This is a genomic window from Granulicatella adiacens ATCC 49175 (assembly GCF_025150565.1).
GTDB lineage: Bacteria > Bacillota > Bacilli > Lactobacillales > Aerococcaceae > Granulicatella > Granulicatella adiacens.
The window spans coordinates 1249735-1275366 of the sequence record NZ_CP102283.1; the positions used below are offsets into that span (position 1 = coordinate 1249735).

16 protein-coding genes, 2 pseudogenes and 1 other annotated feature are annotated in these 25632 nt (G+C 38.9%); of the genes and pseudogenes, 4 read left to right on the forward strand and 14 right to left on the reverse strand.

The genetic code is table 11. The features are described from left to right. Positions 1-169: 169 nt before the first annotated feature. Positions 170-4210, reverse strand: a complete 4041-nt coding sequence (locus NQ540_RS06110) for a GbpC/Spa domain-containing protein (protein ID WP_005605884.1) — start codon at positions 4208-4210, stop codon at positions 170-172. Between the two features lie 592 nt (positions 4211-4802). Here NQ540_RS06110 and NQ540_RS06115 point away from each other — a divergent pair. Beyond that, positions 4803-5066 carry a SemiSWEET family transporter gene (locus tag NQ540_RS06115; protein WP_005605887.1) on the forward strand — a complete coding sequence of 88 codons (264 nt, stop codon included), beginning with the start codon at positions 4803-4805 and terminating at the stop codon, positions 5064-5066. Between the two features lie 80 nt (positions 5067-5146). On the opposite strand, the gene NQ540_RS06120 is transcribed toward NQ540_RS06115, so the two are convergent. Then, complete coding sequence (locus NQ540_RS06120; protein WP_005605890.1) at positions 5147-6772, reverse strand: malolactic enzyme; 1626 nt, start codon at positions 6770-6772, stop codon at positions 5147-5149. Between the two features lie 399 nt (positions 6773-7171). Between NQ540_RS06120 and NQ540_RS06125 the strand changes: the two are divergent. Then, positions 7172-7981, forward strand: a pseudogene (locus NQ540_RS06125) (ISL3 family transposase); the annotation flags it as partial. Between the two features lie 81 nt (positions 7982-8062). Here the strand turns inward: NQ540_RS06125 and NQ540_RS06130 are convergent. The 4 genes from NQ540_RS06130 to NQ540_RS06145 are packed head-to-tail and all read right to left on the reverse strand — an operon-like array spanning position 8063 to position 9222. Beyond that, entirely contained in the window at positions 8063-8251 is a 189-nt protein-coding gene (locus NQ540_RS06130) for a hypothetical protein (protein WP_005605894.1), read from the reverse strand. Between the two features lie 2 nt (positions 8252-8253). Further along, positions 8254-8463, reverse strand: coding sequence for a helix-turn-helix transcriptional regulator (locus tag NQ540_RS06135; protein ID WP_005605896.1), 210 nt, complete (start codon positions 8461-8463; stop codon positions 8254-8256). A gap of 2 nt (positions 8464-8465) precedes the next feature. After that, entirely contained in the window at positions 8466-9035 is a 570-nt protein-coding gene (locus tag NQ540_RS06140; RefSeq protein WP_039848822.1) for a hypothetical protein, read from the reverse strand. Between the two features lies 1 nt (position 9036). Beyond that, complete coding sequence (locus NQ540_RS06145; RefSeq protein WP_039848823.1) at positions 9037-9222, reverse strand: hypothetical protein; 186 nt, start codon at positions 9220-9222, stop codon at positions 9037-9039. Positions 9223-9610: 388 nt separating this feature from the next. On the opposite strand from NQ540_RS06145, the pseudogene NQ540_RS09725 reads away from it, so the two are divergent. Beyond that, positions 9611-10335 (forward strand): annotated as a pseudogene (locus NQ540_RS09725) (tyrosine-type recombinase/integrase). Between the two features lie 261 nt (positions 10336-10596). On the opposite strand, the gene rpsI reads toward NQ540_RS09725, so the two are convergent. From rpsI to infC, 5 genes are all read right to left on the reverse strand, one after another. Further along, entirely contained in the window at positions 10597-10989 is a 393-nt protein-coding gene (gene rpsI, locus NQ540_RS06160; protein ID WP_005605904.1) for a 30S ribosomal protein S9, read from the reverse strand. 13 nt (positions 10990-11002) lie between these two features. After that, the gene (gene rplM, locus NQ540_RS06165; RefSeq protein WP_039848825.1) at positions 11003-11446 is read right to left on the reverse strand and encodes a 50S ribosomal protein L13; all 444 of its coding nucleotides are present in this window, start codon (positions 11444-11446) and stop codon (positions 11003-11005) included. A gap of 86 nt (positions 11447-11532) precedes the next feature. Continuing rightward, the gene (gene rplT, locus NQ540_RS06170; RefSeq protein ID WP_005605911.1) at positions 11533-11892 is read right to left on the reverse strand and encodes a 50S ribosomal protein L20; all 360 of its coding nucleotides are present in this window, start codon (positions 11890-11892) and stop codon (positions 11533-11535) included. Between the two features lie 68 nt (positions 11893-11960). Continuing rightward, positions 11961-12161 (reverse strand): 50S ribosomal protein L35, encoded by a 201-nt coding sequence (rpmI, locus tag NQ540_RS06175; RefSeq protein ID WP_005605917.1) that lies wholly within the window; start codon positions 12159-12161, stop codon positions 11961-11963. A gap of 23 nt (positions 12162-12184) precedes the next feature. After that, positions 12185-12688 (reverse strand): translation initiation factor IF-3, encoded by a 504-nt coding sequence (gene infC / locus NQ540_RS06180; RefSeq protein WP_005605919.1) that lies wholly within the window; start codon positions 12686-12688, stop codon positions 12185-12187. Between the two features lie 44 nt (positions 12689-12732). Next, positions 12733-12861, reverse strand: a sequence feature (ribosomal protein L20 leader region). A gap of 178 nt (positions 12862-13039) precedes the next feature. On the opposite strand from infC, the gene NQ540_RS06185 reads away from it, so the two are divergent. Then, positions 13040-14551 (forward strand): AMP-binding protein, encoded by a 1512-nt coding sequence (locus tag NQ540_RS06185; protein ID WP_039848826.1) that lies wholly within the window; start codon positions 13040-13042, stop codon positions 14549-14551. A gap of 51 nt (positions 14552-14602) precedes the next feature. On the opposite strand, the gene NQ540_RS06190 is transcribed toward NQ540_RS06185, so the two are convergent. From NQ540_RS06190 to NQ540_RS06200, 3 genes are all read right to left on the reverse strand, one after another. Continuing rightward, positions 14603-16552, reverse strand: a complete 1950-nt coding sequence (locus NQ540_RS06190) for a S9 family peptidase (protein ID WP_005605924.1) — start codon at positions 16550-16552, stop codon at positions 14603-14605. A 119-nt stretch (positions 16553-16671) separates the two neighbouring features. Further along, positions 16672-23382: a CshA/CshB family fibrillar adhesin-related protein gene (locus NQ540_RS06195; protein WP_223429371.1), complete on the reverse strand. Its 6711-nt coding sequence runs from the start codon at positions 23380-23382 to the stop codon at positions 16672-16674. Positions 23383-23652: 270 nt separating this feature from the next. Further along, positions 23653-25011, reverse strand: coding sequence for a serine hydrolase (locus tag NQ540_RS06200; protein WP_050755089.1), 1359 nt, complete (start codon positions 25009-25011; stop codon positions 23653-23655). Between the last annotated feature and the right edge of the window lie 621 nt (positions 25012-25632).

Genomic DNA, 25632 nt, shown 5'->3' on the forward strand with positions numbered 1-25632 from the left:
CAAAAGAAATGTCTACGGCTTTAAGAACTATTATCATTTTAGAAACAGGATTATTTTAATAACAAAAAGGTTTAGCTAAAACAAAAAGGACTTAGTTCTATAAAATACAGAACTAAATCCTTTGCTTAAATTAATCGTCTAACTTTTGAGAGTTAGTACACTTTTTGTGCTATTTGCTTTTCTTTTTACTATCATTGTTTTTAGGTTTCCATCTAAGTAAGCCAAAACTTGTCATTGCACTGATAAGACCGACCAATGGCATATAGGCATTGTCTGTAACGCCTGTATTTGGGAGAGCTTCTTGGCTAGAACTTGGTTGAGAACCGTTAGCTTTTGGAGTCGATGGATCATTAGGAGTTGTTGTCTTAACCGTATTTGAAGTGTAAGTTACTCCATTGACAGTATTGATATAAGTATTTTCAAAAGTGCCAACCGCAATACGGTTCATTTGGATATAGCTTTCAGCTTGAAAGGCTGAATCAATTGAAACAGAACGCAAGAAGTCTTCATTGAACTTAATGGCAATAGCTCCCTTAACCTCATCAACTTCTGATGTTGTGTATTGAGTCAGTTCGGTACCCGCCTTGATGACTTTTCCGTCTTTAAGAGTAAAATCAACTTTAGCAAAGACCTTATATTGACCAGTGTATTGATCTCCTGTTTGATCATAATCATCATAGAAGTTGTACTCAAAGAGTTCATTTGAGTGGTTGTCTGGAATGAGACCACCAACTAAACGATAATTGAAAATCTTTTTCAACCCAATGGTTTGACCATCCACACTGCTGTTGTCAGTAGAATCCAAAGTAAAAGTGACATCCTTCTTAGGATCTACCTTAGGCACATTATTGACAACAACATTAGACTCATAACCGTTACCAAAATCAATTTGGTAGACTTTATTTTCATATTTACCACCAATCTTGCCCATCTCATCCTTAACCCTCATTGGGCTAATAATGGTCAAGTCAATACCCTTAGACACATAAGTATCATAGAAGGATTGTGGATTATCTGCTAAGAATAATTGGAAGGCACCCTTTGGTTTGATACCAGCTTTTTTCAACAAATCTTGGATATGAGGATCTAATTCTGAGATATCCTTAACGTTTTTGACTGTAATCCCAGTGACTTCTCTATCATTGGCATCCTTAATTTTAACCAAATCTAGATTCGCGTCCAGTGCTTCTTCTGGATAATCATCCACATAGAAGAACCCTTTTGCGATAGTTTCAGCGGAAGACTTGTCTCCCTTGTACTGATCTAAATCCCAAGTCAAGTTATAGTAGTTCATTGATCCTGCAAGAACATTCTTATTATCAATTACAACACCATTTTCATTCTTGTTAATCTTGTGTGGTTTAATATAATTGTTGTTTGGATTATCAGGATCATTCGGTTTACCTGGTGTGGTGACACGAACAATATTAGATTTGATACCGTAAGCTTCATTAATAGTCAAGGTGAAGTTATTAGTATAGGTTGCCCCATCATTAAGAACCTTCCCTACTACTGTCGGGTAAAGCGTTGGCACAGACTTGGTCAAGTCAGCATTGAACTTATCCAAGGTTTCAGCTGTCGCTTTGAAAATTACCGTATGACTTGCTTCAACATAAGTGACATCAAATCCCGGACTGGCATCTTTAGTCGCCTCCATATCAAATTGGTAACCAGATGGTAGCGGGTCAACCAAGACAAAGGAAGTTGTCTCATCACGACCAGCAGGCAAATCATTTGTTTTCAATTGAAATTTCACAACAGATTGCTTAGCCACTAAGGTTCTATCGATGTCAATATCATCCTTATTTCTGATTTCCTTATTTACTTGAGGTTGAACTGCTAATTTAAAGTAATGGAAATGAACAGTTGGCACAGCTGGTGGTGTTGGAAGATTTTGATAAACAGGATCAGCTGGTGGCGTTGGAACCTCTTTATAAGTTGGCTCAACTGGTTTATTAGGCTCCGATTGTGGGGTCGGCGGAGTCGGTGGAGTTGGCTCTGGCTTATTTGGCGTCTTAGTAGGTGGCTTTGGATCAGCCTTATACGTTGGTTCAACCGGAGTTGGTTTCAACGGACTTTCTACTTCATAAGTTGGTTCTACTGGAGCTGTTGGCGCTACTGGTGGTTCTGGTTTTTCCTTGGTAACCCTAGGCACATTGACCGCACGAATCTTACCGTTTAGTGAATACCAAATGTTTGGTCTTTTAGCTTCCGTATTATCTCTTCCAGGAACAACTGGCATTTGAGATTCAGGCATTACTAAAGTAGAAGAGATAGCCCCTACTGTTACGCTATTGTTTGGACCAGACATACGAATGGCACCAGCTCCATACCAAGAGTTAGGTGCATCAGAACTGTCCCAACCTGATCCGTCTTCACCGCCTCGCTTATACATCGTCCAGCGGGCACCACCCTGACCTTTCCTGAAGTTGAGGGTATCCGTTGCGTAAATCTTGCCATCCTTTTCTCCAATGGAAGAACCTGAAATCTTAACAAAAGTTCCAGTATAGTCCTTTGCCATCTCAATGGAGTTATGCTCACGGTTGAGGGAAGCAACGGATAGAAGAGCATTGTCAAAATCAATCGGTTTACCATCTTCATCATAGAAGGTGAATTCATTTTTAATAAAGATGGACGTGTCCTTTTCAGCTACACCACTATAAGCAGAGGCAAAGACACCTAGAGTTGGATCGGTAAAGATACCTAACCAAGCCTTGTCAACATTTTTGAATTTTGAATCAGGATCAAGTGTATACTTGAAGACGACCTTAGAAATCTTTTTACCATTATAGTAAGATTTTTCAAGATTTGTATAGGTAGCTGTCACGCTTTGTCCGCGTTCCAAGAGGACAGATGCAAATTTTACCTCTGTGCTATTGCCGACAGTGGTTGTCCAGCCAGCCTTATCCCCGAAATTGCCGTAAAGTTCCATGGATGAAGCCACGTCATCGGCTTGTTGAAGGTAACTAACATTAAGATTATCAGGCTGAAGAACTTTTTTAGAATATTGAGCTGTATCATGACTGAAGGCCTCATCAACTGCAGAAGCTTTCAGCATTTTTCCATTAGTTGTCAATGATAACTGGGCATTTGGCTCTGAATCATAAACTAAATTTTGAGCAGACGGCTCTGTCAAGTTACCATCTTCGTTTTTATGATTTTGAAGTTCTGCAAGAGCAGCCTTGATGGCAGCTTGTTCGTCTTTATACTCTTGCAATTTTCTTGGATAATCTGCTAAATCTTTTTGATATTTAGCAAGAGCGGACTGATACTTGAGTAACTTAGCTGCATAGTCAGCCTTAGCTTGTGCGTTACGTTGTTTGATTGCTTCGTTCTCAGCTTTGATTTCATTATTTTTAGCGGTATTTTCAGCAAGAGCTTTCTCATAAGCAGCTTTAGCATCTGCATTTTCCTTTTTCACACGTGCCAATTCAGCATTATAAGCATCTAATTTAGCTTGGTAGTCCGCATCATTGTCAGCATTTGCTTTTTGAATAGCCGCTAACTCTTTATCATAGGCTTCTTTGGCAGCCTCATAGGAAGCTTGAGCATCTGCATTAGCTTTTTGGACATCAGCTAAATCTTTTTGATACTGTGCTAATTTTGCATCATACTCCGCTTTGGCAGCTGCATTAGCATTGGTAATACGTTCGACCTCAGCCTTGTGTGCAGCCATATCTTTTTCATACTGATCTTTTATTGCCTTATTTTCCGCATTGATACGATCAGTCTCTTTTTGATTAGAAGCTACGTCAGCCTTGTATTGTTCAGTTACTTTCTTGATTTCTTCTGTTTGCTTTGCATAATCGTCTTTGATTTCTGTCTCTTTTTGATCAGCTTCTTCAGCAGTTTTTACTGTTCCTTTGTCAACAGTCTCATCTTTTTCAACTTTTACACCAGCATTTTTAGCATTTTCAACAGCTTGATCAACATCTGTTGTTGGTACTTCAACTGGGATTGAACCCGTTGTTTGACCAGCCTGTGCTTGACTTTCAATAGCTTCATTACTAGGATTTGCTTGAGCCTCTGGTAGATTCGTTGCGGGATTTCCCGTCGCAGTAGAAGTATCTACTCCACTCACAGTTGTTGCTTCGTCAGCAAAGACATTTTGTCCTGCTACAGAGATTGTTGCTACTACTCCTAGAACTGCACCACACAGTGATTTACAAATTTTACTTTTACGATAACCGTAAGTTTGTTTCAATTTCATACATCCTCCAAAATGATATAGATTATCAAAATATAATCATAATTTATTCCATAACATTATAATGGTTCTATTTTGATTTATCAAATACTATGCTATATAAACTAATTTTTTTTTGTAAAATAAAATCGTATAGACGATATATAAAAAATAATAATCATTAAAATCGAATTCTAAAGTACCTTTCTAGAATAGTGTTTTTGAATATGATTATAAGAAAAAATACTTCAACTATGGGATGCTTTGAATACGTCTTCGCAATAGAACGATATTAACATTTTGAGGCTAGGGCTCCCGCCCGTCGCACCCATGGCTGTAAGTTGCTAAAGCAACAACACCCATGTGAATTGACTAGCTTTACGAGGTTTCTTAAGACCTGGTTTGAACAGTCTTGTTTTTAGGACAGCTTAAAATCACTTAATAGCAACCGTCAGAAGAGTTTCTTCTGATTTCGATTTCAATAAAATAAGAATAGATGTATCTAAAATAGGGAAATTTCTTAACGCAAAACTTTCAATTCTATCCTCTTCCTTCTTATCTTAATATTGGCTGTATCTTTTCCTTACTGATATAATAAAACCTCAGGAGGGATTGTATGTCTAAACAAAAAATTAATCGCTTTGTCGGATCTATTGGAGCTTTTGTTGGTGTCCTTGTCTTTATTGCATATATTCCACAAATTATCGCTAACTTACAAGGAGCAAAAGCTCAACCATTCCAACCACTATTCGCAGCTGCTTCTTGTTTAATTTGGGTAATCTATGGTTGGACAAAAGAACCTAAAAAAGACTGGATCCTTATCATTCCCAATGCAGCTGGTGTGATATTAGGCGGTTTAACTTTTATTACTTCTTTATAAAAATGATATAAACAAAACCAGCAACTTCATAAAAAAAGTTGCTGGTTTTTTCTGCTCTATCGGTAGACAGCAGAAATGAATTATTTATACTCTGGATACCACTTCAAATCACGAACTGCTTTGGCCATATCTGTTTCCTTAGCACGCGCAAGACCTTGCTCTTGTGCTTTTTTAGCGACTGCTTCAGCTACTTTAATAGAAACATCTGCTACATACTTGAATGGTGGCAATACAGGAGCTCCTGGTTGGCCTGGATTGACAATCCCACTCAATGAATGAGCCGCTGCTCCAATCATTTCATCCGTCAAAAGACTTGCTTCAGAAGCCAGCATACCTAGACCAAGACCTGGGTAAATCAAGGCATTATTTGCTTGACCAATCACATAGTCTACACCTTTATAAGAAACCGTATCAGCAGGAATTCCTGTTGCGACAAAAGCTTTTCCATCTGACCATTCAATCAAATCTTTGGCACTAGCTTCTGCCAATTTGGTTGGATTTGACAAGGGGAAGATCATTGGACGTTCTGTGTTTTCGCACATAGCTTCTACTATTTCTTTAGTGAAGGTATTAGGTTGAGTTGAAGTTCCTACAAGAATGGTTGGCTTCACAGTCTTCACTACTTCAAGCAAGTCAGTCAACTTGTCTGCGTTACTAAAGTCAGCACGTTTCTTAGCAAATGGTTTTTGCTCTGGTGTCAAGTCATCCATGTCATCAAAGAGAAGACCTTGTTTATCAACCATAAAGAAACGTTTATAAGCTTCTTCTTCGGAGAGACCTTCACTCACCATTTCACGAAGAACACGAGAGGCAATTCCTGCACCCGCAGTACCACCACCATAGCAGAGATAAACTTGATCTGTTAATTTTTCACCACTAATATCCAGCGAACCAAAGATTCCACCCAAGGTAACGATTCCTGTACCTTGAATATCATCATTAAAGGTCGGAATTTGTTTCCGGTACTTTTCAAGAATATTCGCAGCATTCAAGCGACCGAAGTCTTCCCAGTGAAGGTAGAGTTTAGGAAAGAGACGTTCTGCTGTTTGAACGAATTGGTCAATGAAGTCGTAGTAACGATCTCCGCGGACCCGTTCGTGACGATTTCCTAAGTAATTAGGATTGTTACGAAGTTCTTCACGGTTAGTCCCTGCATCAATGACTAAAGGAAGGACCATCGAAGGATCGATTCCAGCAGCACCCGTATAGACCATCAATTTCCCAACAGAAATATCGACACCATTTGTTCCCCAGTCTCCAATTCCAAGGATTCCTTCTGCATCTGTTACAACAATGAGTCGAATCTCGCGACTCCCGGCAGCATTTTTCAAAGTGGCTTCAATATTTTCAGGATGATTAATATCAAGATATCCCGCATATTGTGGATCTACAAAGAGATCACTATAGCCTTCAATCGTATCTGCAATGGTTGGGTCATATACAATTGGATTGAATTCTTCTAAATGTTGAGAAAAAAGGTAATAGAAAAGAGTCCGGTTGGTATTAAAAATTTCCATTAAGAAAAGACGTTTTTCCAAATCATTGGCTTTTGTTTGCATTTGTGCATAAGTTTGCGCCGCTTGTTCTTCAATCGTTTGAATATAAGGTGGCAGTAAACCAATAAGGCCTAGTTCCTTTCGCTCCTCTAAGGTAAAGGCAGTTCCCTTATTAAGGAAAGGATTGTTTAAAATATCATGTGCAGTCATAGTACAACCTCCTTCTTACTAATATTGTACTACTGAAATGAATTGTCTACAAAACATTTTTATATAAATTACAATCGTATACGCATATGTTGTAATGAATCTACGAGAACAATTTTCTAATAAGCTCTTTTATACTTAAAATACTATTATTGATGACACTTTAAGTTTTTTTATAGATTTCTGAACTCATCAAACCCCAGGCATGTACTCTTTCCTAAAAGTTTCGAGAAAAAGAAACTAATCATACAAATTAGCAATGCTAATTAAGATAAATATCATACAATTTGGATAAAATTGACACCAATTAACACCATAAAATAGACTAGTCCCCCATCTCAAATATTGAACTGCACCCCAAAAGTTAGACACAAAAAATCTAACTTTTGGGGTGCAGTTCACCTTCCAGAACACTTGAGTTGGGATGAATATAGCTTCAAGAAAGGAAAGATGAGCTTTATTGCACAGGACTACGATACAAGAAAGATCCTAGCTATCTTAGATGGACGGACTCAAGCAACTATTCGCAATCATTTCCTTCGGTATTCTAGACAGGTAAGAAGTCGCGTGAAAGTCATTACCATAGACATGTTTAGTTCCTACTACGATATTGCTAGAAAATTTTTTCCAAATGCTAAAATCGTTCTCGATTGCTTTCATATTATCCAGCATCTCAGTCGAGCAATGAATCGCGTACGCATCCAAATTATGAATCAGTTTGATAGAAGATCGCACGAATATAAAGCACTGAAACGTTACTGGAAACTCATTCAACAGGATAACTATACGCTGAGCAGTAAACGATTTTATCGTCCAATATTTCAGTCGCATTTAACCAATAAAGAGATTCTCGAAAAACTTCTCTCTTACTCTCAAGATCTTAGAGATCACTATGAACTCTATCAACTCTTACTGTTTCATTTTCAAGAGAAGCACGCTGATTATTTCTTTGAATTAATCAAGGAAACTATTTCTTCTGTCAATCCAATCTTCCAGACCATTTTTAGGACCTTTTTGAGAGATCAGGATAAGATTATTAATGCACTTGTACTTCCCTACTCAAACGCAAAACTTGAGGCCACAAATATCCTCATCAAAGTCATTAAGCGAAATGCTTTTGGCTTCCGGAACTTTGAAAATTTTAAAACGAGAATTCTCATTGCTTTGAATATCAAAAAGGAGAGAACCAATTTGGTCCTCTCCAGGTTGTAACTTTTTATCAACCCACTACAGTTGACAAAGAGCCGATTTTCTAGGCCTTTTTAGCATATTTAAAACCACAATTAGAATCGCTTATAATTTTTCAACATCCTTCACAAAACTTCTATGAACAGTACCACAATTTTGACAAATTTCATGATAGAGGGCAATACCTCCTGAAACGAATTTAGCCTCTTCACTGACTAATCCTGCATAACCTTTCAGTTGTTTTTTTACGACAAATTGGTCAGCACCGCAGTGGGTACAAATTTGTTTTTTCATGACTAGACCTCCTCATTTAAGCGGAAAATATCTTCAACGGACATGCCAAAGACACGTGCGATTTTAAGCGCCATTTCAAGCGAAGGGTTATATCGATTATTCTCCAAGTGGAGAATAGTTTCCCGTCGTACACCAATCTTATCCGCCAATTCTTGCTGGGTCATGCGGGAGTCTTCTCGGATGGCTTTTAAGTTTGTTAGAATTTTTCCCATATCTAACCCCTCTTTTCAAATATGAGGAAAAACAGGTCAAAAAACACAATCATGGATGCAGTAAAAATCAAAACCATGCCTGTTCTTAGGGTGAAGGGAAGGAAAAATGTTACTATGCTCAACACTATCAGAGATAGAACTATCAGTACCAGGGTTGTGCAGGCTGCCTTTGCCAAGTTCATATAGAAACGCTCGTCTGCTTGTTCATCAACTTTTTTTAATGCAAAATAGAGAAAGCAAAGAATGAGGACAAACAAGCCAGAACCTAGAAAAAGGTGTTTCAGCCAGATAGGACTAGTAGCTGGTGTGATTATCCAGATACCTTTAGTGTAAATGGCCATAGCGGAAAATAAGGTCATACCATACAACTTCTCTGTCAGTCCAAAATACTTTTCCTCGTCTTCTTGAGATTGTGCCTTGGAAACAAGCCAGAAAATAAGTCCTTGCATGGTAATCGTGACTAGAAAAACAGTGTGTTTTACCCAGGGGGAATTACTTGGCGGAGTTAATAGCCACAGTAGTAGCATAACAGGTAACCAAGTCCAAATTAACCATTTTTTGATGTGTTTCATCTTATTCTTCTTTCCTGTCTTTAAAGTAGAAGGCAGAAAATCCAATGGCACTACCGATAATTGGTGTAAGGCTAATCAATATTTTAGCCAAAAGACTGAGGTTTGTAGCTAGAAAAACGTAGCTAATAACGAAAAGATTAGTCATTAGTGTCGAAATGATGAGCCCTATTTTTTGTGATTTAAACATGATGTATTCCTCCTTTGTTAGAAATAGTTCACATTGAACAGTAAAATTTTTAGGCTTGTGCCTAATGGCAGATTTTCTTGTAAGAAAAGATTGGTGACTGTAGCATTTGTTATAAATATCTCACCTCTACGTTATAATTATATCACATTAAAAAAGAGAATACAAGTATTAAATCAAAAGATATTTTCTAATCTTTTTTCAATCAGACAAAATTCAGCCAGAAGAATAGTTTAAGCAAGAAAAAAGCCCAGAAACGTTGGTTTCAGGCTCTATAATTTCTGTAGTGGGTAAAACCACTGTAGGAATTATGGAGTCTATTTTGTTGTAGAAAAAAGCCTCATAAGACCTATAATGAAAAAGTGACCAAACCCTCATTAGAAAGAATCTTATGGAACAATTAAATTTTATCACAAACATACTTGGAATTAATGACAAAAACATTATTATCTTAGTTTATCTTGATGCTGGAACGCATAAAGAAGTCATTGCTAAGCTCGATTATCCTCCCTCTAAATGTCACAACTTCAAGGACAAATGACTAAATATGCCTTTCAAAAAGAATCCAAAATCCCCTACCTCGATTGTGCTGGCTACAAGACTCTCATTCGATTGAGAAAACGCCGTTTCCGCTGTAAAGACTGTAGAAAAATAGCCATCGCAGAGACTTCCTTAGTCAAGAAGAATCACCAGATCGCAACCATAGTCAAAAAATCAATCTTTTATTGTCATTTTTTAGAATTTCATCAATCTTTTTTATGGAAAATAGAACAAAAAAAGCAACTAAAGCTATTTGGAATCAGACAGAATGAAAAGCAATTCGTTTTCACATACAACAATAGAAAAAACGGTATTAACGTTCCACTTCATATTGATTATCTTAATCATCGAATGAATACTATTCGAAGAAGACATCCGGAACTTCCTCCAGCATCTCCTCACAAATTAAGACACACTGGAGCAACTTTGGCAAGACGGGCTGGAACATCATTAAATGCTATTTCAGAAGCACTTACTCATAGTGACATCCAAATAACGAAGACTTATGTTAATACTACAGAAACAGTAAATCAAACAGCAGGAGAAATAGCCTTTAGAAGTCTCAAAAAGCAATAGGGTGAACTTGGGGTGAATTTTGGGGTGAACTTTAGTTTTTTGAACAAAAAAAGACATCCAAGAGAAAATTCTTGAATGTCTGTAAACGTTGATATAATCGTGTTGATTAACGTTTTGAGGCTAGGGCTCCGCCCGTCGCACCCATGGCTGTAAGTTGCTAAAGCAACAACACCCATGTGAATTGCGTTCGTCAGTTCTCAACAAAAAAAGCACCCTGTATATACAGAGTGCTTTGAGTTTGTAATAAATACTTGTAAAAAATTAACGTTTTGAGAACTGACTCGCTTTACGAGCTTTCTTAAGACCTGGTTTTTTACGTTCTTTCATACGTGGGTCACGTGTTAATAAGCCAGCAGCTTTTAACACTCCACGGAAGTCAGGGTCAACTGTTAATAATGCACGAGCGATTCCGTGACGGATAGCTCCTGATTGACCTGTGAATCCACCACCGTTAACGTTCACTAAAACGTCGTATGAACCTAAAGTTTCAGTTAAGTTTAAAGGTTGTTTGATTACTTCGTGTAAGTAAGCAAATGGGATATATTCTTCGATTGATTTTTTGTTAATTGTAATGTTTCCTGTCCCTGGTACTAAGATAACACGGGCAGTTGAGTTTTTACGGCGTCCAGTGCCGCGGTATTGTGCTTGAGCCAATGCTTTTTCCTCCTTAGATTAGTGATTGGATGTCTACTGCTACTGGTTGTTGTGCAGCATGTGGATGTTCAGCTCCACCGTAAACATGTAATTTAGTAAATTGACGACGACCTAATGAGTTCTTAGGTAACATGCCTTTGATTGATAATTCAACTAATTTACGAGAGTTGTTAGCACGTAATTCACCAGCTGTACGAGCAGTCAATCCACCAGGGTGGTTTGAGTGGTGATAGTAAACTTTATCAGTTGCTTTTTTACCTGTTAAGGCAACTTTGTCAGCGTTGATGATGATTACGAAATCACCTGTATCAACGTTAGGTGTAAATGTTGGTTTGTTTTTTCCACGTAAAATGCTTGCTGCAACAGCTGAAAGACGTCCTAATGGCACATCAGTAGCGTCGATAACAACCCAGTTACGTTCTGTAGTGCTAGCTTTAGCCATGTATGTTGTACGCACGATTGTTTCCTCCAATTTCTTTCTTGGTATTCTTCACATTGAGTTTAACGGGGCTCAAATGTGGATCTATTATCTAGAAAATAAAATTATTTTGCTAATGCTTCTTTAGCTTTGTCTGCTAATACTGTGAATGCAGCTGCATCGTTAACTGCTAAGTCAGCTAACATTTTGCGGTTCATTTCGATACCAGCTAATTTTAAGCCGTGCATTAATTTGCTGTAGCTTAATCCGTTTAAACGAGCTGCCGCATTGATACGTGCGATCCATAATTTACGGAAGTCACGTTTCTTTTGACGACGGTCACGGTAAGCATACATATATGATTTCATGACTGCTTGTTTAGCTGTTTTAAATAATTTTGATTTCGCTCCGTAGTAACCTTTTGCTAATTTTAAAACGCGGTTACGACGACGACGAGTAACTGTTCCACCTTTAACACGTGGCATAATTAATTCCTCCTTGGTCTATCAGTCTCTTGCGACTGGCTTGAAAATGTAATAGTTTGCGTGCTGAATTAACGCATTTGACTTAATTGTTGTTTAATACGTTTGATGTCAGTAGCGTGAACCATTGTTTGTTTACGCAAGTGACGACGTTGTTTTTTAGTTTTGCCATGGAAACGGTGGCTTGTGAAGGCTTGAGAACGTTTTAATCCTCCACCACCTGTACGTTTGAAACGTTTAGCTGAACCACGGTGTGTTTTTTGTTTTGGCATGAGACTTTCCTCCTGTTACTTTTTTACTTATCATTCTTAGGTGCTAACATCAAGAACATGCTTCGTCCGTCCATTTTAGCCTTTTGTTCAACTGTTGCGATTTCAGAAACTTGTTCTGCTAAACGCTCGAGAACTTTTTGGCCAATCTCTTTATGAGTAATGGCACGACCTTTGAAGCGAATGCTTGCTTTGACTTTATCACCTTTTTCAAGGAACTTGATCGCCGCTTTTAACTTCGTATTAAAGTCGTTCTCATCAATTGTAGGGCTTAGACGCACTTCTTTGATATTGATGACTTTTTGGTTTTTGCGAGCTTCTCGTTCTTTTTTCTGCTGTTCAAAACGATATTTACCATAATCCATGATTCTGGCAACTGGCGGTTTTGCGTTTGGCGAAACTAATACTAGATCAAGTCCAGCTTGTTCTGCTAAACGTAAAGCATCATTTTTCGTTTGAACACCAATTTGTTCACCGTTATTGTCAATAACACGTAACTCACGAGCGCGAATTCCATCATTGACCATCATATCTTTTGCTATGATATTCACCTCCAAGAATATTTGAGAGAAAAAAAGCAAAAAAGCAACGGAAGTAATCGAATACTCCCGCTGCCAATGTCTTTTTAAAACTTGAACATTTCCTATCAGCCCAAGGACCCTTGTCAACTTAGGCGAGAAGCGGGATGCTTCTGCTTGTTTTCTCAACTCCAATAGTCTACCAAATAATAGAGAATCTGTCAATACATATCTCTTTACTGGCAACCTATCGATTAACTTTTAATAATATACCTTTCTAGCTTGCTTTTGTCAATATTTTTAGTCACATTGTTTTCCCTTTTTGTGACTGATATAATAAATATCAATGAAAGGAGTTTTGTTATGTCATTTAAACCACTGCAACTCTATAAAAACTATAAAGAAGCTTGCGAAAAATTTCCTGACTGCTCTATTTTTGTAGATACTAAAACATCTGCTTTTCCAGAATTAGGTACCCAAACAACGTATGAAGCCACTCATGCATCGATTGTCAAGCGCGCCCGTCAATTAGCAACTCTTGGGGTTCGACAAGGCGATAAAGTTCTCCTCTATAAGAGTTCCTCTGTAGATACGTACTGGCTTGCAGTTAGTGTATGCTATCTTGGCGCTATTCCAGTGATGACTTCATTTCATCTTTCTAGTGAAGTTATTGAGATTTTCTCTGAGCGCTTAGAAAAGCCATGGATTCTGTTTGACGACGTTACTGCTGAAAGAATTACCCCTTTACCTGAAGAGGTGAAAAAACGTGCGTTCTCAGTTAGTGATGTCCTCCAGGCCGATGAAGCGGATGTTGATTTTAATCCACTACCAGACACCGAGATTAGTTACATGACGCATACTAGTGGAACGACTGGCGTGCCCAAACTCATTGCTCATTCTGCAATTAGTATGGGGTGGCGAATTGCCTTCCAACAAAGCATCATGGAGAAAATGGACCGTGTTGATTTATTGGCTTTCCATATTTCACCCGTTCATTCCCGCTTTAATATTGGTATGTCTTCGCTCATGAATCTTGGCTATCCTTATTTCTATATTGCTGATCCAAGTGTTCAAAATGTAGAGAAGGTTTTACAGCATCACTCTCCTCTTGCAATTGAGACACATCCGAATAATTTTGTCCAGTGGGCTCACCTTGCAAAAGAGAAACCTCATTTATTTGAAAATACACGTTACTATCACTCTACTTTTGACGCAATTAATAAAGAAATAATGGCTACTTTCTTACGAACCAATAAAGAAGGCAATGGTATTTACTTACAAATCTACGGTCAAAGTGAATGTGGGCCAGCGATTGTGCGGAAACATACCCTTGAAAGTCTTCCTACTACAGATGTTCGAAATATGGGCGTTGGTTATCTTGATTTCACAAAAGCGCGAATTGCAAATGAACACGGGACTCCTCTTCCAGTAAACACTCCAGGAAATATCCATTTGTTTTCCAAAGGACGTGCTGTGACTTACTATAAAGAGGAAGACCGATTCAATGCGAATGTCTACGGCGACTGGTGGGATACTGGTGACTATGGATATATCAACGAATCGGGAGAACTCATCTTGCAAGACCGTCAAGTTGATTTAGTCGAATCTCTACCAAGTACGCTTGCCATCGAAGACTTCTTGCTCGATACTCACGATTGGATTGAAGAAATCGTCATTGTAAAAGATCCAAATGGCTATCCTCAACCAGTTGTGGCGGTGAAAGGTGATGGCGAATTCCTATGGGATGCATGGTGGAAAACACTCGTGAACCTTCCCCACTTAAACGAACCGATTATCCTACCGTTTGACGAATTCCCACGAACTGCCACGATGAAAGTCCAACGTCGTGCACTCGAACAACAACTATTTCAATAAAATAAAGAGTCGTATTTCGATATGAAATACGACTCTTTTTCTATTCAATGGTTATTTTGAATACTCCTCAAACCAGTCCGTAATAGCTTTTAGACGTTCTTGACGAAGATTTGGTAATCCTTGACGAGAGAGTCCATGACTAGACTGTGGGAAGAGAATCATTTTTGTAGGCACATTGTTTTTACGCATGGCCATATACATTTGCTCCCCTTGCTCTTGTGGGCAACGTAAGTCACTTTGTCCGTGTAAAACAAGCAATGGAGTTTTTGCGTTTTTGGCATGAGCTACTGGTGACATTTCCCATAGGCGTTTAGGATTATGAATGTCATCAAGCAATTGTTTTTCCACGAAGAATGGTCCAATATCACTTGTGCCGTAGAAGCTAATCCAGTTGCTGATAGAACGTTGTGTGACGGCTGCACGGAAGCGGTCCGTATGCGTTACAATCCAGTTTGTCATGAATCCGCCATAACTTCCTCCAGCAACATATAATTGGTCCGCATCGACTTCAGGATGTGTTTCTAAGATATAGTCTACCCCCATCATTAAGTCGTCGAAATCATGGTTCCCGTAGTCGCCAAGAATACTCTTCACGAAGTTCTGTCCGTAAGTATTACTTCCGCGTGGGTTAATCATGATGACTCCGTAGCCTTTAGCAGCAAGTGCTTGCATTTCATGGAAGAAACTTTCTCCGTAAGCCACTTGCGGTCCACCATGTACATAGAGAATTGCCGCGTGCTTATCTTTCTTTTCGACTGGTGGCATATACCATCCGTGGATATCCCAGTTGTCGTAACCTTTATACGTAAAGCGTTCAGGCGTTGTAACGATATGTTCCGCCAAGTATGCTTCATTTGGATTATAAAGGTTTGTAATTTCTCCAGTGGTTAAATCCAATTTTGCTAACGCGCTTGGAAGTGTCGTCGTTGAATAAGTGATAACCAGCTCTTTTTCTGAGATGATTTTGGCTCCTGTAATATGAACCTCTTTATCAAAAAGAACTTCATTTCTTCCATCTAAGAAGAGACGGTATAAGACGATTTTCCCTTCCACACTCGCACTTACAAGGAAGCTTTCCTCATCCATCCATTGAGGTTCAACTCCAGTAACCGATTGTTGGAAGTCAGCAACTAGCCAGTCTCCCCATTCCACATCTAATCCAGACGTTAAATTTAAAATACTTCCTTCTGAACCTGGTTGACCTTCTTTATTGAATACGATGTCTACTTGTGTAACAAAACCGTGTTCCCCTGAATTATAAGCTAAAATAACTCCTTCTTTTGAATCCAACATATAGCGGTAAGACTCATCTGTTCCAGCTTCAAGAATAGGATGAATATCCCCAGTGGCCACATCCACATAGCAAGCCTCTGCACTATCTAATGTCCAACGAATATTAGATAAATCACGGTCTACAACAAGGCTTCCTCCATCATGTAACACATCCCTGAACAATATAGAATCTTCAGTTTCAAAAAGTGTCTTCACTTCTTTAGTAGCTACTTCTACCTGTTTAATTTGGGTTGTTTCTTTATTCGGTAAGAAGCTTCCTCCATCGAATCGATACGTTGTTTTTTCAACGATGATCGGTTGAGGGAATTCTTCTTTCTTTTCTTCTTCATCAGCTTTAGTCGTTTGATAATATATAGACTGACTATCCTTTCCCCAAACATATACGGAAACACCTTTTTTCTCCTGTGTCAGAGCGATGGCTTTCCCACCTGTTACAGCTTGAATCTTCAATTGAGGAGTTTTATCTTCTCCTTCATTACTGACAAAACTAATCCACTTCCCATCCGGCGATACTTGAAGCGATGAATTGACCGTTCCATCATCTCCGTAAGGTACTTTTCCTTCGTTAGTGTACTTATAAATAGCTGTTTCATAAGTATTCTTCTTTTCATTCATCTTCGTTTCTGTAAAGAAGATGTCCCCTCCAGCCACAACCGGTTGAGCTACGTTTTTTAATTCAAATAGATCTTTTTGTTCGATTTTCTTCATATTATCACTCCTTTTGCGCGTGTACTCTTTCAGTCTACTCTTATAAAGAAAGTTTTGCAACGGCAAACAAAAAGCGCGAGACTATCTTTTCTAGTCTCACGCTTCATTTGATTGATTGGTTATGCTTCTTGTTCGTCGTCTTTTTTACGAGAAGACGCTACTAATCCAACAGAAGCTAGAATACTTAATGCTGCTGCACTAAACAATCCAAATTCATCACCAGTACCAGTATTTGGTAATTCTGGTTGAGAAGCCTGTGGATGTTGTTCAATTGGCATAACTGGTGCTGGCGTAACCGTTGCAGTGTAATTTGCTTTTACTACTGTTCCATTTACGTCTACACGTTGAATCGTTACGGTTGGAGCTACCCCTGTAAAGCCAGCTTCCGGAACAAAAGTAATCATTCCGTCTGGAGCAACAGTGAAGGTTCCAACTCCAGGAATCACTTTAGTCGTTGTTCCATCTTCAAAGGTTGCTGGAACTGAATCATCTAGAGGGACCTCTGGATCCCCTGCTTCAAACTTAGGTTTTGCAGTTTGCGTTTTGCCTTGAACATCCGTTGTCACTTCATCCTTAGAAGAAGGAGTAACAGAAGTTACAGTTGGCGTATATTTCGCAGTTACTGGAGTACCATTGGCATCTTTAGCTTGGACAGTGACACCTTCTGGTGTTCCAACAAAGTCTTTATTCGGAGTGAACGTTACTTCTCCTGTCTTTGGATTTAATTTATACGTTCCGACTTGTTTACCATCTTTCATCGCTGGTAATTCTGTCTTGTCTGTTGGTTCTCCTGTTTCTGGGTCGATGAATTTCGCTGGTTGATCACCATCGATTTTCATTGGAACGTCTGGATCTCCCGCTGTAAATTGCAGTGTTTCCTTTTGTTCTTTCCCTTGTTTTCCACTCGATGTTTTATCTTCACCTCTTGGCGTTACTTCCGTTACGGTTGGTGTGTACTTCGCTGTTGCCGGAGTGCCGTTGGCATCTTTAGCTTGTACAGTGACACCTTCTGGTGTTCCAACAAAATCTTTATTCGGCGTGAACGTTACTTCTCCGGTAGTTGGATTTAATTTGTACGTTCCCACTTCTTTGCCATCTTTCATCGCTGGTAATTCTGTCTTATCTGTTGGGTCTCCTGTTTCTGGGTCAATGAATTTCGCTGGTTGGTCACCATCGATTTTCATTGGAACTTCGGGATCTCCTGCTGTAAATTGCGGTGTTTCCTTTTGTTCTTTCCCTTGTTTTCCAGTCGATGTTCTATCTTCACCTATTGGTGTTACTTTCGTCACAGTTGGTGTGTACTTCGCTGTAGCTGGAGTGCCGTTGGCATCTTTAGCTTGTACAGTGACACCTTCTGGTGTTCCAACAAAGTCTTTATTTGGAGTGAACGTTACTTCTCCTGTAGTTGGATTTAATTTGTACGTTCCGACTTGTTTACCATCTTTCATTGCTGGTAATTCTGTTTTGTCTGTTGGTTCATTCGTTGTTGGATCTATAAACTTCACTGGGTTTGAAGCATCAATCGTAAGTGGAACTTCTGGATCTCCCGCTGTGAATTGCGGTGTTTCTTTTTGTTTTTTCCCTTGTTTTCCAGTTGATGTTTTATCTTCACCTCTTGGTGTTACTTCCGTTACGGTTGGCGTGTACTTCGCTGTCGCTGGAGTGCCGTTGGCATCTTTAGCTTGAACAGTGACACCTTCTGGTGTTCCAACAAAGTCTTTATTTGGAGTGAACGTTACTTCTCCTGTAGTTGGATTTAATTTGTACGTTCCTACTTGTTTACCATCTTTCATTGCTGGTAATTCTGTCTTGTCAGTTGGTTCTCCTGTTTCTGGGTCGATGAATTTCGCTGGTTGATCATCATCGATTTTCATTGGAACTTCTGGATCTCCCGCTGTAAATTGCGGTGTTTCTTTTTGTTCTTTCCCTTGTTTTCCAGTTGATGTTTTATCTTCACCGCTTGGCGTTACTTCCGTTACGGTTGGTGTGTACTTCGCTGTCGCTGGAGTGCCGTTGGCATCTTTAGCTTGAACAGTGACACCTTCTGGTGTTCCAACAAAGTCTTTATTTGGAGTGAACGTTACTTCTCCTGTAGTTGGATTTAATTTGTACGTTCCCACTTGTTTACCATCTTTCATTGCTGGTAATTCTGTTTTGTCTGTTGGTTCATTCGTTGTTGGATCTACAAACTTCACTGGGTTTGAAGCATCTATCGTAAGTGGAACATCTGGATCTCCCGCTGTAAATTGCGGTGTTTCTTTTTGTTCTTTCCCTTGTTTTCCAGTTGATGTTTTATCTTCACCGCTTGGCGTTACTTCCGTTACGGTTGGTGTGTACTTCGCTGTTGCTGGAGTGCCGTTGGCATCTTTTGCTTGGACAGTGACACCTTCTGGTGTTCCAACAAAGTCTTTATTCGGCGTAAACGTAATTTCTCCTGTGGTTGGATTTAGTTTATACGTTCCCACTTGTTTACCATCTTTCATCGCTGGTAATTCTGTCTTATCTGTCGGTTCTTTCGTTGTTGGATCTACAAACTTCACTGGGTTTGAAGCATCAATCGTAAGTGGAACATCTGGATCTCCCGCTGTAAATTGCGGTGTTTCTTTTTGTTCTTTCCCTTGTTTTCCAGTTGATGTTTTATCTTCACCGCTTGGCGTTACTTCCGTTACGGTTGGTGTGTACTTCGCCGTCGCTGGAGTGCCGTTAGCATCTTTAGCTTGGACAGTGACACCTTCTGGTGTTCCAACAAAGTCTTTATTCGGCGTAAACGTAATTTCTCCTGTAGTTGGATTTAGTTTATACGTTCCCACTTGTTTACCATCTTTCATCGCTGGTAATTCTGTCTTGTCAGTTGGTTCTCCTGTTTCTGGGTCGATGAATTTCGCTGGTTGATCACCATCGATTTTCATTGGAACTTCTGGATCTCCCGCTGTAAATTGCGGTGTTTCTTTTTGTTCTTTCCCTTGTTTTCCAGTTGATGTTTTATCTTCACCTCTTGGTGTTACTTCCGTTACGGTTGGTGTGTACTTCGCCGTTGCAGGCGTGCCGTTGGCATCTTTTGCTTGAACGGAAATTCCTTCTGGTGTACCAACAAAATCTTTATTTGGCGTAAACGTAATTTCTCCAGTTGTCGGATTTAGTTTATACGTTCCCACTTGTTTACCATCTTTCATCGCTGGTAATTCTGTCTTATCTGTCGGTTCTTTCGTTGTTGGATCTATAAACTTCACTGGGTTTGAAGCATCAATCGTAAGTGGAACTTCTGGATCTCCCGCTGTAAATTGCGGTGTTTCTTTTTGTTCTTTCCCTTGTTTTCCAGTTGATGTTTTATCTTCACCTCTTGGTGTTACTTCCGTTACGGTTGGCGTGTACTTCGCTGTCGCTGGAGTGCCGTTGGCATCTTTTGCTTGAACGGAAATTCCTTCTGGTGTTCCAACAAAATCTTTATTCGGCGTAAACGTAATTTCTCCTGTGGTTGGATTTAGTTTATACGTTCCCACTTGTTTACCATCTTTCATCGCTGGTAATTCTGTCTTATCTGTCGGTTCTTTCGTTGTTGGATCTATAAACTTCACTGGGTTTGAAGCATCAATCGTAAGTGGAACTTCTGGATCTCCCGCTGTAAATTGCGGTGTTTCTTTTTGTTCTTTTCCTTGTTTTCCAGTTGATGTTTTATCTTCACCTCTTGGTGTTACTTCCGTTACGGTTGGCGTGTACTTCGCTGTCGCTGGAGTGCCGTTGGCATCTTTTGCTTGAACGGAAATTCCTTCTGGTGTTCCAACAAAATCTTTATTTGGCGTAAACGTAATTTCTCCTGTAGTTGGATTTAGTTTATACGTTCCCACTTGTTTACCATCTTTCATCGCTGGTAATTCTGTCTTATCTGTTGGCTCATTCGTTGTTGGATCCACAAACTTCACTGGGTTTGAAGCATTCACAACCATTGGAATTATTTCTTCAGCTCCATCTTGTTGTTTAAACGTAATCGTTTCAGATTGAACTTGACCTTGTTTTCCTGTTGTCGTTTTATCTTCAGCGACTGGTTGAACAGGTAATACGGTTGGAATGTACTTCACTCCAGCAAGGACTCTACCTGTATTTGCTTCAACTACTTGGACTACAATTGGTTCTGGTGTCCCTCTAAAATCTTTATTTGGCGTAAACTTCACTTTTCCAGTTGTAGGTTCAATTTCGTATGTTCCAACTACTTGTCCATCTTTCATCGCAGGTGCACTATTTCCAATAGGGTTTCCTGTCTTAGGATCTACAATTTGCATTGGATTTTCACTAGAAGGAGTAACTGGACCAGCTGCATTCGTAAATTTCAAGGTTTTATCATGTTCTAACCCTTGCAACTCTTCTGAAGTGGCAGCGTCTGAAAGTGGAATCACCTTAGGAATGTAGCGACCATCCATTGTATTCGCTTGGTCACTAATCGTTGCAGCGGAATTATCTTTCGTATTCCAGCCTGAATCAACTCCATTATTGTCATGACGACGAATCGTAATTCCTTTACCAACTCCAACAAATCCAGCTTCAGGCACAAATTCAACTACAACATCTTTCCCTGTACCTGTAACTTTATATTTACCTTCACCAGAAACTGCATAATAACCTTCTGAATCAAGCGTCACTTTATTTCCATTTTCATCTACGATATATGGAGCAACGGTTTCATCGATAACAGCATCTTCTGTTTTTGAATATCTTTGTTTTCCTTGGGCAGTGAATTCAACGGTTCCTTTTTGAGTAACCCCTTGAACTCCTTCTGTCTCTGTCTTACTACCTTTTAGTGGGAAAATAACTTGTGTTTCAAAATCTTCAACTTCTCCGGACATAGACATTCCAGTTGGACTTTCAATATCTGGCGCATGTGTTGAAATACGAACACGTACCCCAAGTTTATGCAATTCTAAATCATTTAAAACGGGTCCGTTATTAAACGTTAAAACTGCATTTCCATCTGAAGTAATCGTTGTTTTTTCAGAGCGTTCATTTTCATCAAATTTACCATTGCGGTTGAAATCAATCCATCCATAAAGATAGGCTTCTGGACTTCCACCCGTATGTGCTTGAACAGTTAACGTATAGTTTCCAGGACGAGTACGTTCAATCGAAATCATTTCATTCGTTTTGCCTTTTAATTCTGCTGGCAAGATTTGATTAATGCCTTCGTCTCCAGAACCGTCTTTATCGTCCCCTTTCCAATCAGAACGATCTAGATTTTCATCCATATCCGGACGAGTATCCCCTAAGTATGGTTGATTTACTTTTGCTCCAGTAACTCCATTCACTTGGTTAACTGCGTGTGTCGCAAGACCATATGATTCCGGAGCATCACTTTCATCAAACGGTAAGAATCCAATCATCGCTGCTTGTTTCCCTGCAGCCATGACATAAATTCCAACTTCTGAAGCTCCTCGAGTCATTACAAGCGGTACTGAAAACGGACCTGCAGAATAGTTTGAACCAAACACTCCTGTTCCTAAACCACCTGTCTTCAAATCAGGACTTCCAAAGTACTTCCAGGCAACTGTTTTACCTTTTGACCCTACGCCCTCAGCATTTAAGATTTGACTTGCATTTTGACCAGGTAAATTTACCCCATCCACATTTACAGGCTTTCTGCCATTATAATTTTTAGCTGGATCAAAAGTATCCTTTGTATTTTGTGGGACGTAAGTACGAGTATTTGGAACTCCTTTTTTAGTCCATTCACCAATATGTTGCCACCCTGTTCCGTTTGTAGTAAACATTACTAATTCACCAGGGTTTGCTGATTCTGCATCGGCCATAACGATAGATGGTTTTACTGGTTTACCATTGTATGTCCCAGTAACTTCAAATTGAATACCGAAATTCCCACCATCAAATTCGGAAGTGATAACTGTTTTCTTTTTCCCAGTATCAATCCCTTCTTTACGAATCTCTGTCCACTCATTTTGTGCTTCAGCGATAACTTTTGCTTCTTCACCTGCTTGATAAGCTGCTCTTCCTTTTGGATTTCCAGAAGAACTAATATACCCATTTTTGGCATTTGGATCATAAGTAGCTTTTTCTTCAGGAGTAGCTCCTTGACTCTCCATACGTTTTCTATAGATTTCTGTTGCTTGGAAAGGTCTTAAAGACTTAATTGTTAATTTAACTTTATAACCCGGCATTACCTCTTTCGTATAGCTTGCTCCGACTTGAAGTGCTAATTTACCATCAGCTGTTCTGGTTGTGCCAGTCCAGTTTGCAGTATCCCCAAAATCCAACCAAGAAACTTGTTTTAAAACTTGATCCGCTAAGATTTGTGGAGTTAAACCTGGTTTTTCTACTTTGGGTTCAGATGTAGCATCGACAACGTCATCACCGATTTTATCGCTTGAAGTCGCTGGAGTTTCACGTTTTGAACGCGTACGAGGTTTATTTTCTGGTGCTACTGTTGTTTCTTCTTTTACTTCAGCAGCAGCCGTTGTTTCTTCAGCTTTGTCAGGTAATGCTGCTTCTTTTTCAGAAGTTTCTTTCGTTGTTTTCTCATTTTCCTCTTTTGGTTGAGAAGTTGTTGTTGTCGTCTCAGCAGTCGGTTCTACTTTTTGTGTAGCTTCTTTTACAGCCTTTTCTGCTTCAGTAGAGTCTTTTTTCGGACTTTCTTTAGTAGCTTCTTGTGTCGAAACCGCTGTACTTTCTACAGTATCAGCATGTACTGTTGTTTGACCTTGTACGAACATAAATCCTAAGGCAACAACAACAGAAGCCGTCCCTACGGATAATTTTTTAATAGCATATCGTGTTACTTTTGAACGTTTCTTGCGTTCATTCATTTGAACATTCTTTGAACTAAACATATCCTTCCTCTTTCTTTTCTCTATCTTTTTTATATTGTGAAATTTATTGATAACATCCCTTTTTTCACCACTACCTAACCACAGATTTTATCATACATTACATCATTTTCCAACTATGAAAACTCATAATTTGTTTGTGAATTATGATCTTTTCTCATTCATTTTTCCTATCTAAAAATTTATGATTGAAAATATGAATAAAATAAAACAGCATTATTTATTTTCAGAAAATAAATAATGCTGTTTTATGCTTGATTTTATTTGATTTTTCTATCTACGACGGTCTCTTTTGGAACTTGTTTTCAAAAATTTTCTAAGGACGTAAAACACAAGTACAATCCCAAAAAAGAATACCCAAAACAGAAGTGGAAGTTTCTTTATAAAATGAACAGTCTTATTCCAAATAATTTTAGGAATCCATTGACTAGCCTCAGTTGTTGTTTCTTCATAAGTAGATTCAACAGCTTCATCTGGCTCTTTCTCAACAGAAAAAGTTAATTCCTGTTCATAAATCGTCCCTTGAGGTGTTGCAACTTTTAAGTGATTCCCCTCAATTTGATAGGTTGCAGTCTTTCCTTTTTCAGTAAAAACCTTCACTGCATGATCTAATTTCACTTTTTGGCCTTGAATGGTTTGAATCCCAGGATTGAATAAAGTTTGTGCCTCATATTGCTTTAAGACATAACTCAACAAAGCATTTCCGATTTTATGACGATTATACTCTCCAGCAGCACTAGTCCACTCACTCACACCTAAAACAATATCTAATAGTTCCACTCCGTCTTTTTGATAAATCCCAATATAGTTAAATCCATCTCTTTCACTAGTTCCCGTTTTTAAACCAATAATACCAGGATACGCTAATAAATCCCCTTGAACCGAATGATTGGTGTTTTTAATCGTTTGTGCATACGGTGTTCCACTCATAACCGTAAGTGTGCTATTTCTCGTATACTGAGTGATTTCTGGGTGTGATTTATATAATGCTATCACCATTTTGGCTAGGTCTCTAGCAGTCGTTTGGTTGGGTTGATTCATTGAATGTCTTTTAACTGTATAATGACCTTGGAAATCTTCCGCCACCGCACCAGTAGCACCTTCGAATTTAGTATTCGTCATTCCTAATTCTTTGGCCTTTTGATTCATTAAGTCTACAAATTCATCCGAATTATCATTCACCAGATGTGACAAAAGAATCGTAGCCGCGTTAGAAGAAGGAAGGAGTGCCATTTTTACAAGTTCCTCCACTGGATACTCGACTCCAGCAGTTAGCGGAACATTACTTAAGGCTGTAATTTTAGAAATAGCTTCATCTGTTGCGGTTGGGACTACTTTATCACTTAAGCTTATTTTCCCTTCTTTAATCGCATCATAAACGATAAAAATCGTCATTAATTTACTTAAGCTAGCAGGATCTACCGCCCTATCAGGATTTTCCTGCCATAGTATTTCACCATTCGCTATACTCACAACTAGTGAAGCTTTCGGTGTATCTGAAGAGCTAATCTCATACCCTTCATCTTTAACTACTTTTAAAATAGATTCTTGTGCGTTCACTGTGGATATTGTACCGATAACTCCCATCATCAATAAAAACAAGACGCAAACTAATTTGATTATTTTTTTCATTATTTTTCCCCTTAAAACATCTCCTCTCATTTTATTGAATTCTCCCTCTTTTTGCAATAAAACTTAATACAAATCTAAATCATTTTTCTAAACTTAAGAACTCCTCTTAAAATGATACAGTTATTCTTATAATTATTGAACATAGCCCAAAGTACGGTGTGTTTTAAGAGTTCCATAAGGAGCAGATACTTTCTTCCCGCACCTCACTATTTCGAGGGAGTCGAAGTTTGGACATGAACACACCATTTATCTAATTTCACCAAACAAGTTTCTAAAACTTCTTATTTGATGTCCAAAAACACGAAGCTCAGTAGGCTTGAGACCGAGACTCAATCCTGTGAGTAGCACACTCTCTGTCATAGCATCTCTCCATTGACGAGGGTGTTGAAACGATGGACGTATCCAATCAAATAAGCTAACTTCACTAAACCAGTTTCCAAAGCACGCTGCTTTTAAGGTAAAACATAAAGAGCCTCGGATACCAATAATCATAAGAATAACGTGCGTAACCAATTTGAATTACACTCTCTTGAAAATTTATTTTCTAGAGAGTGTTTGAATCTTGGTAGCCTCAAGACCTTGGCTTGAGGCGATACAGTTATTCTTATAATTATTAAGTGT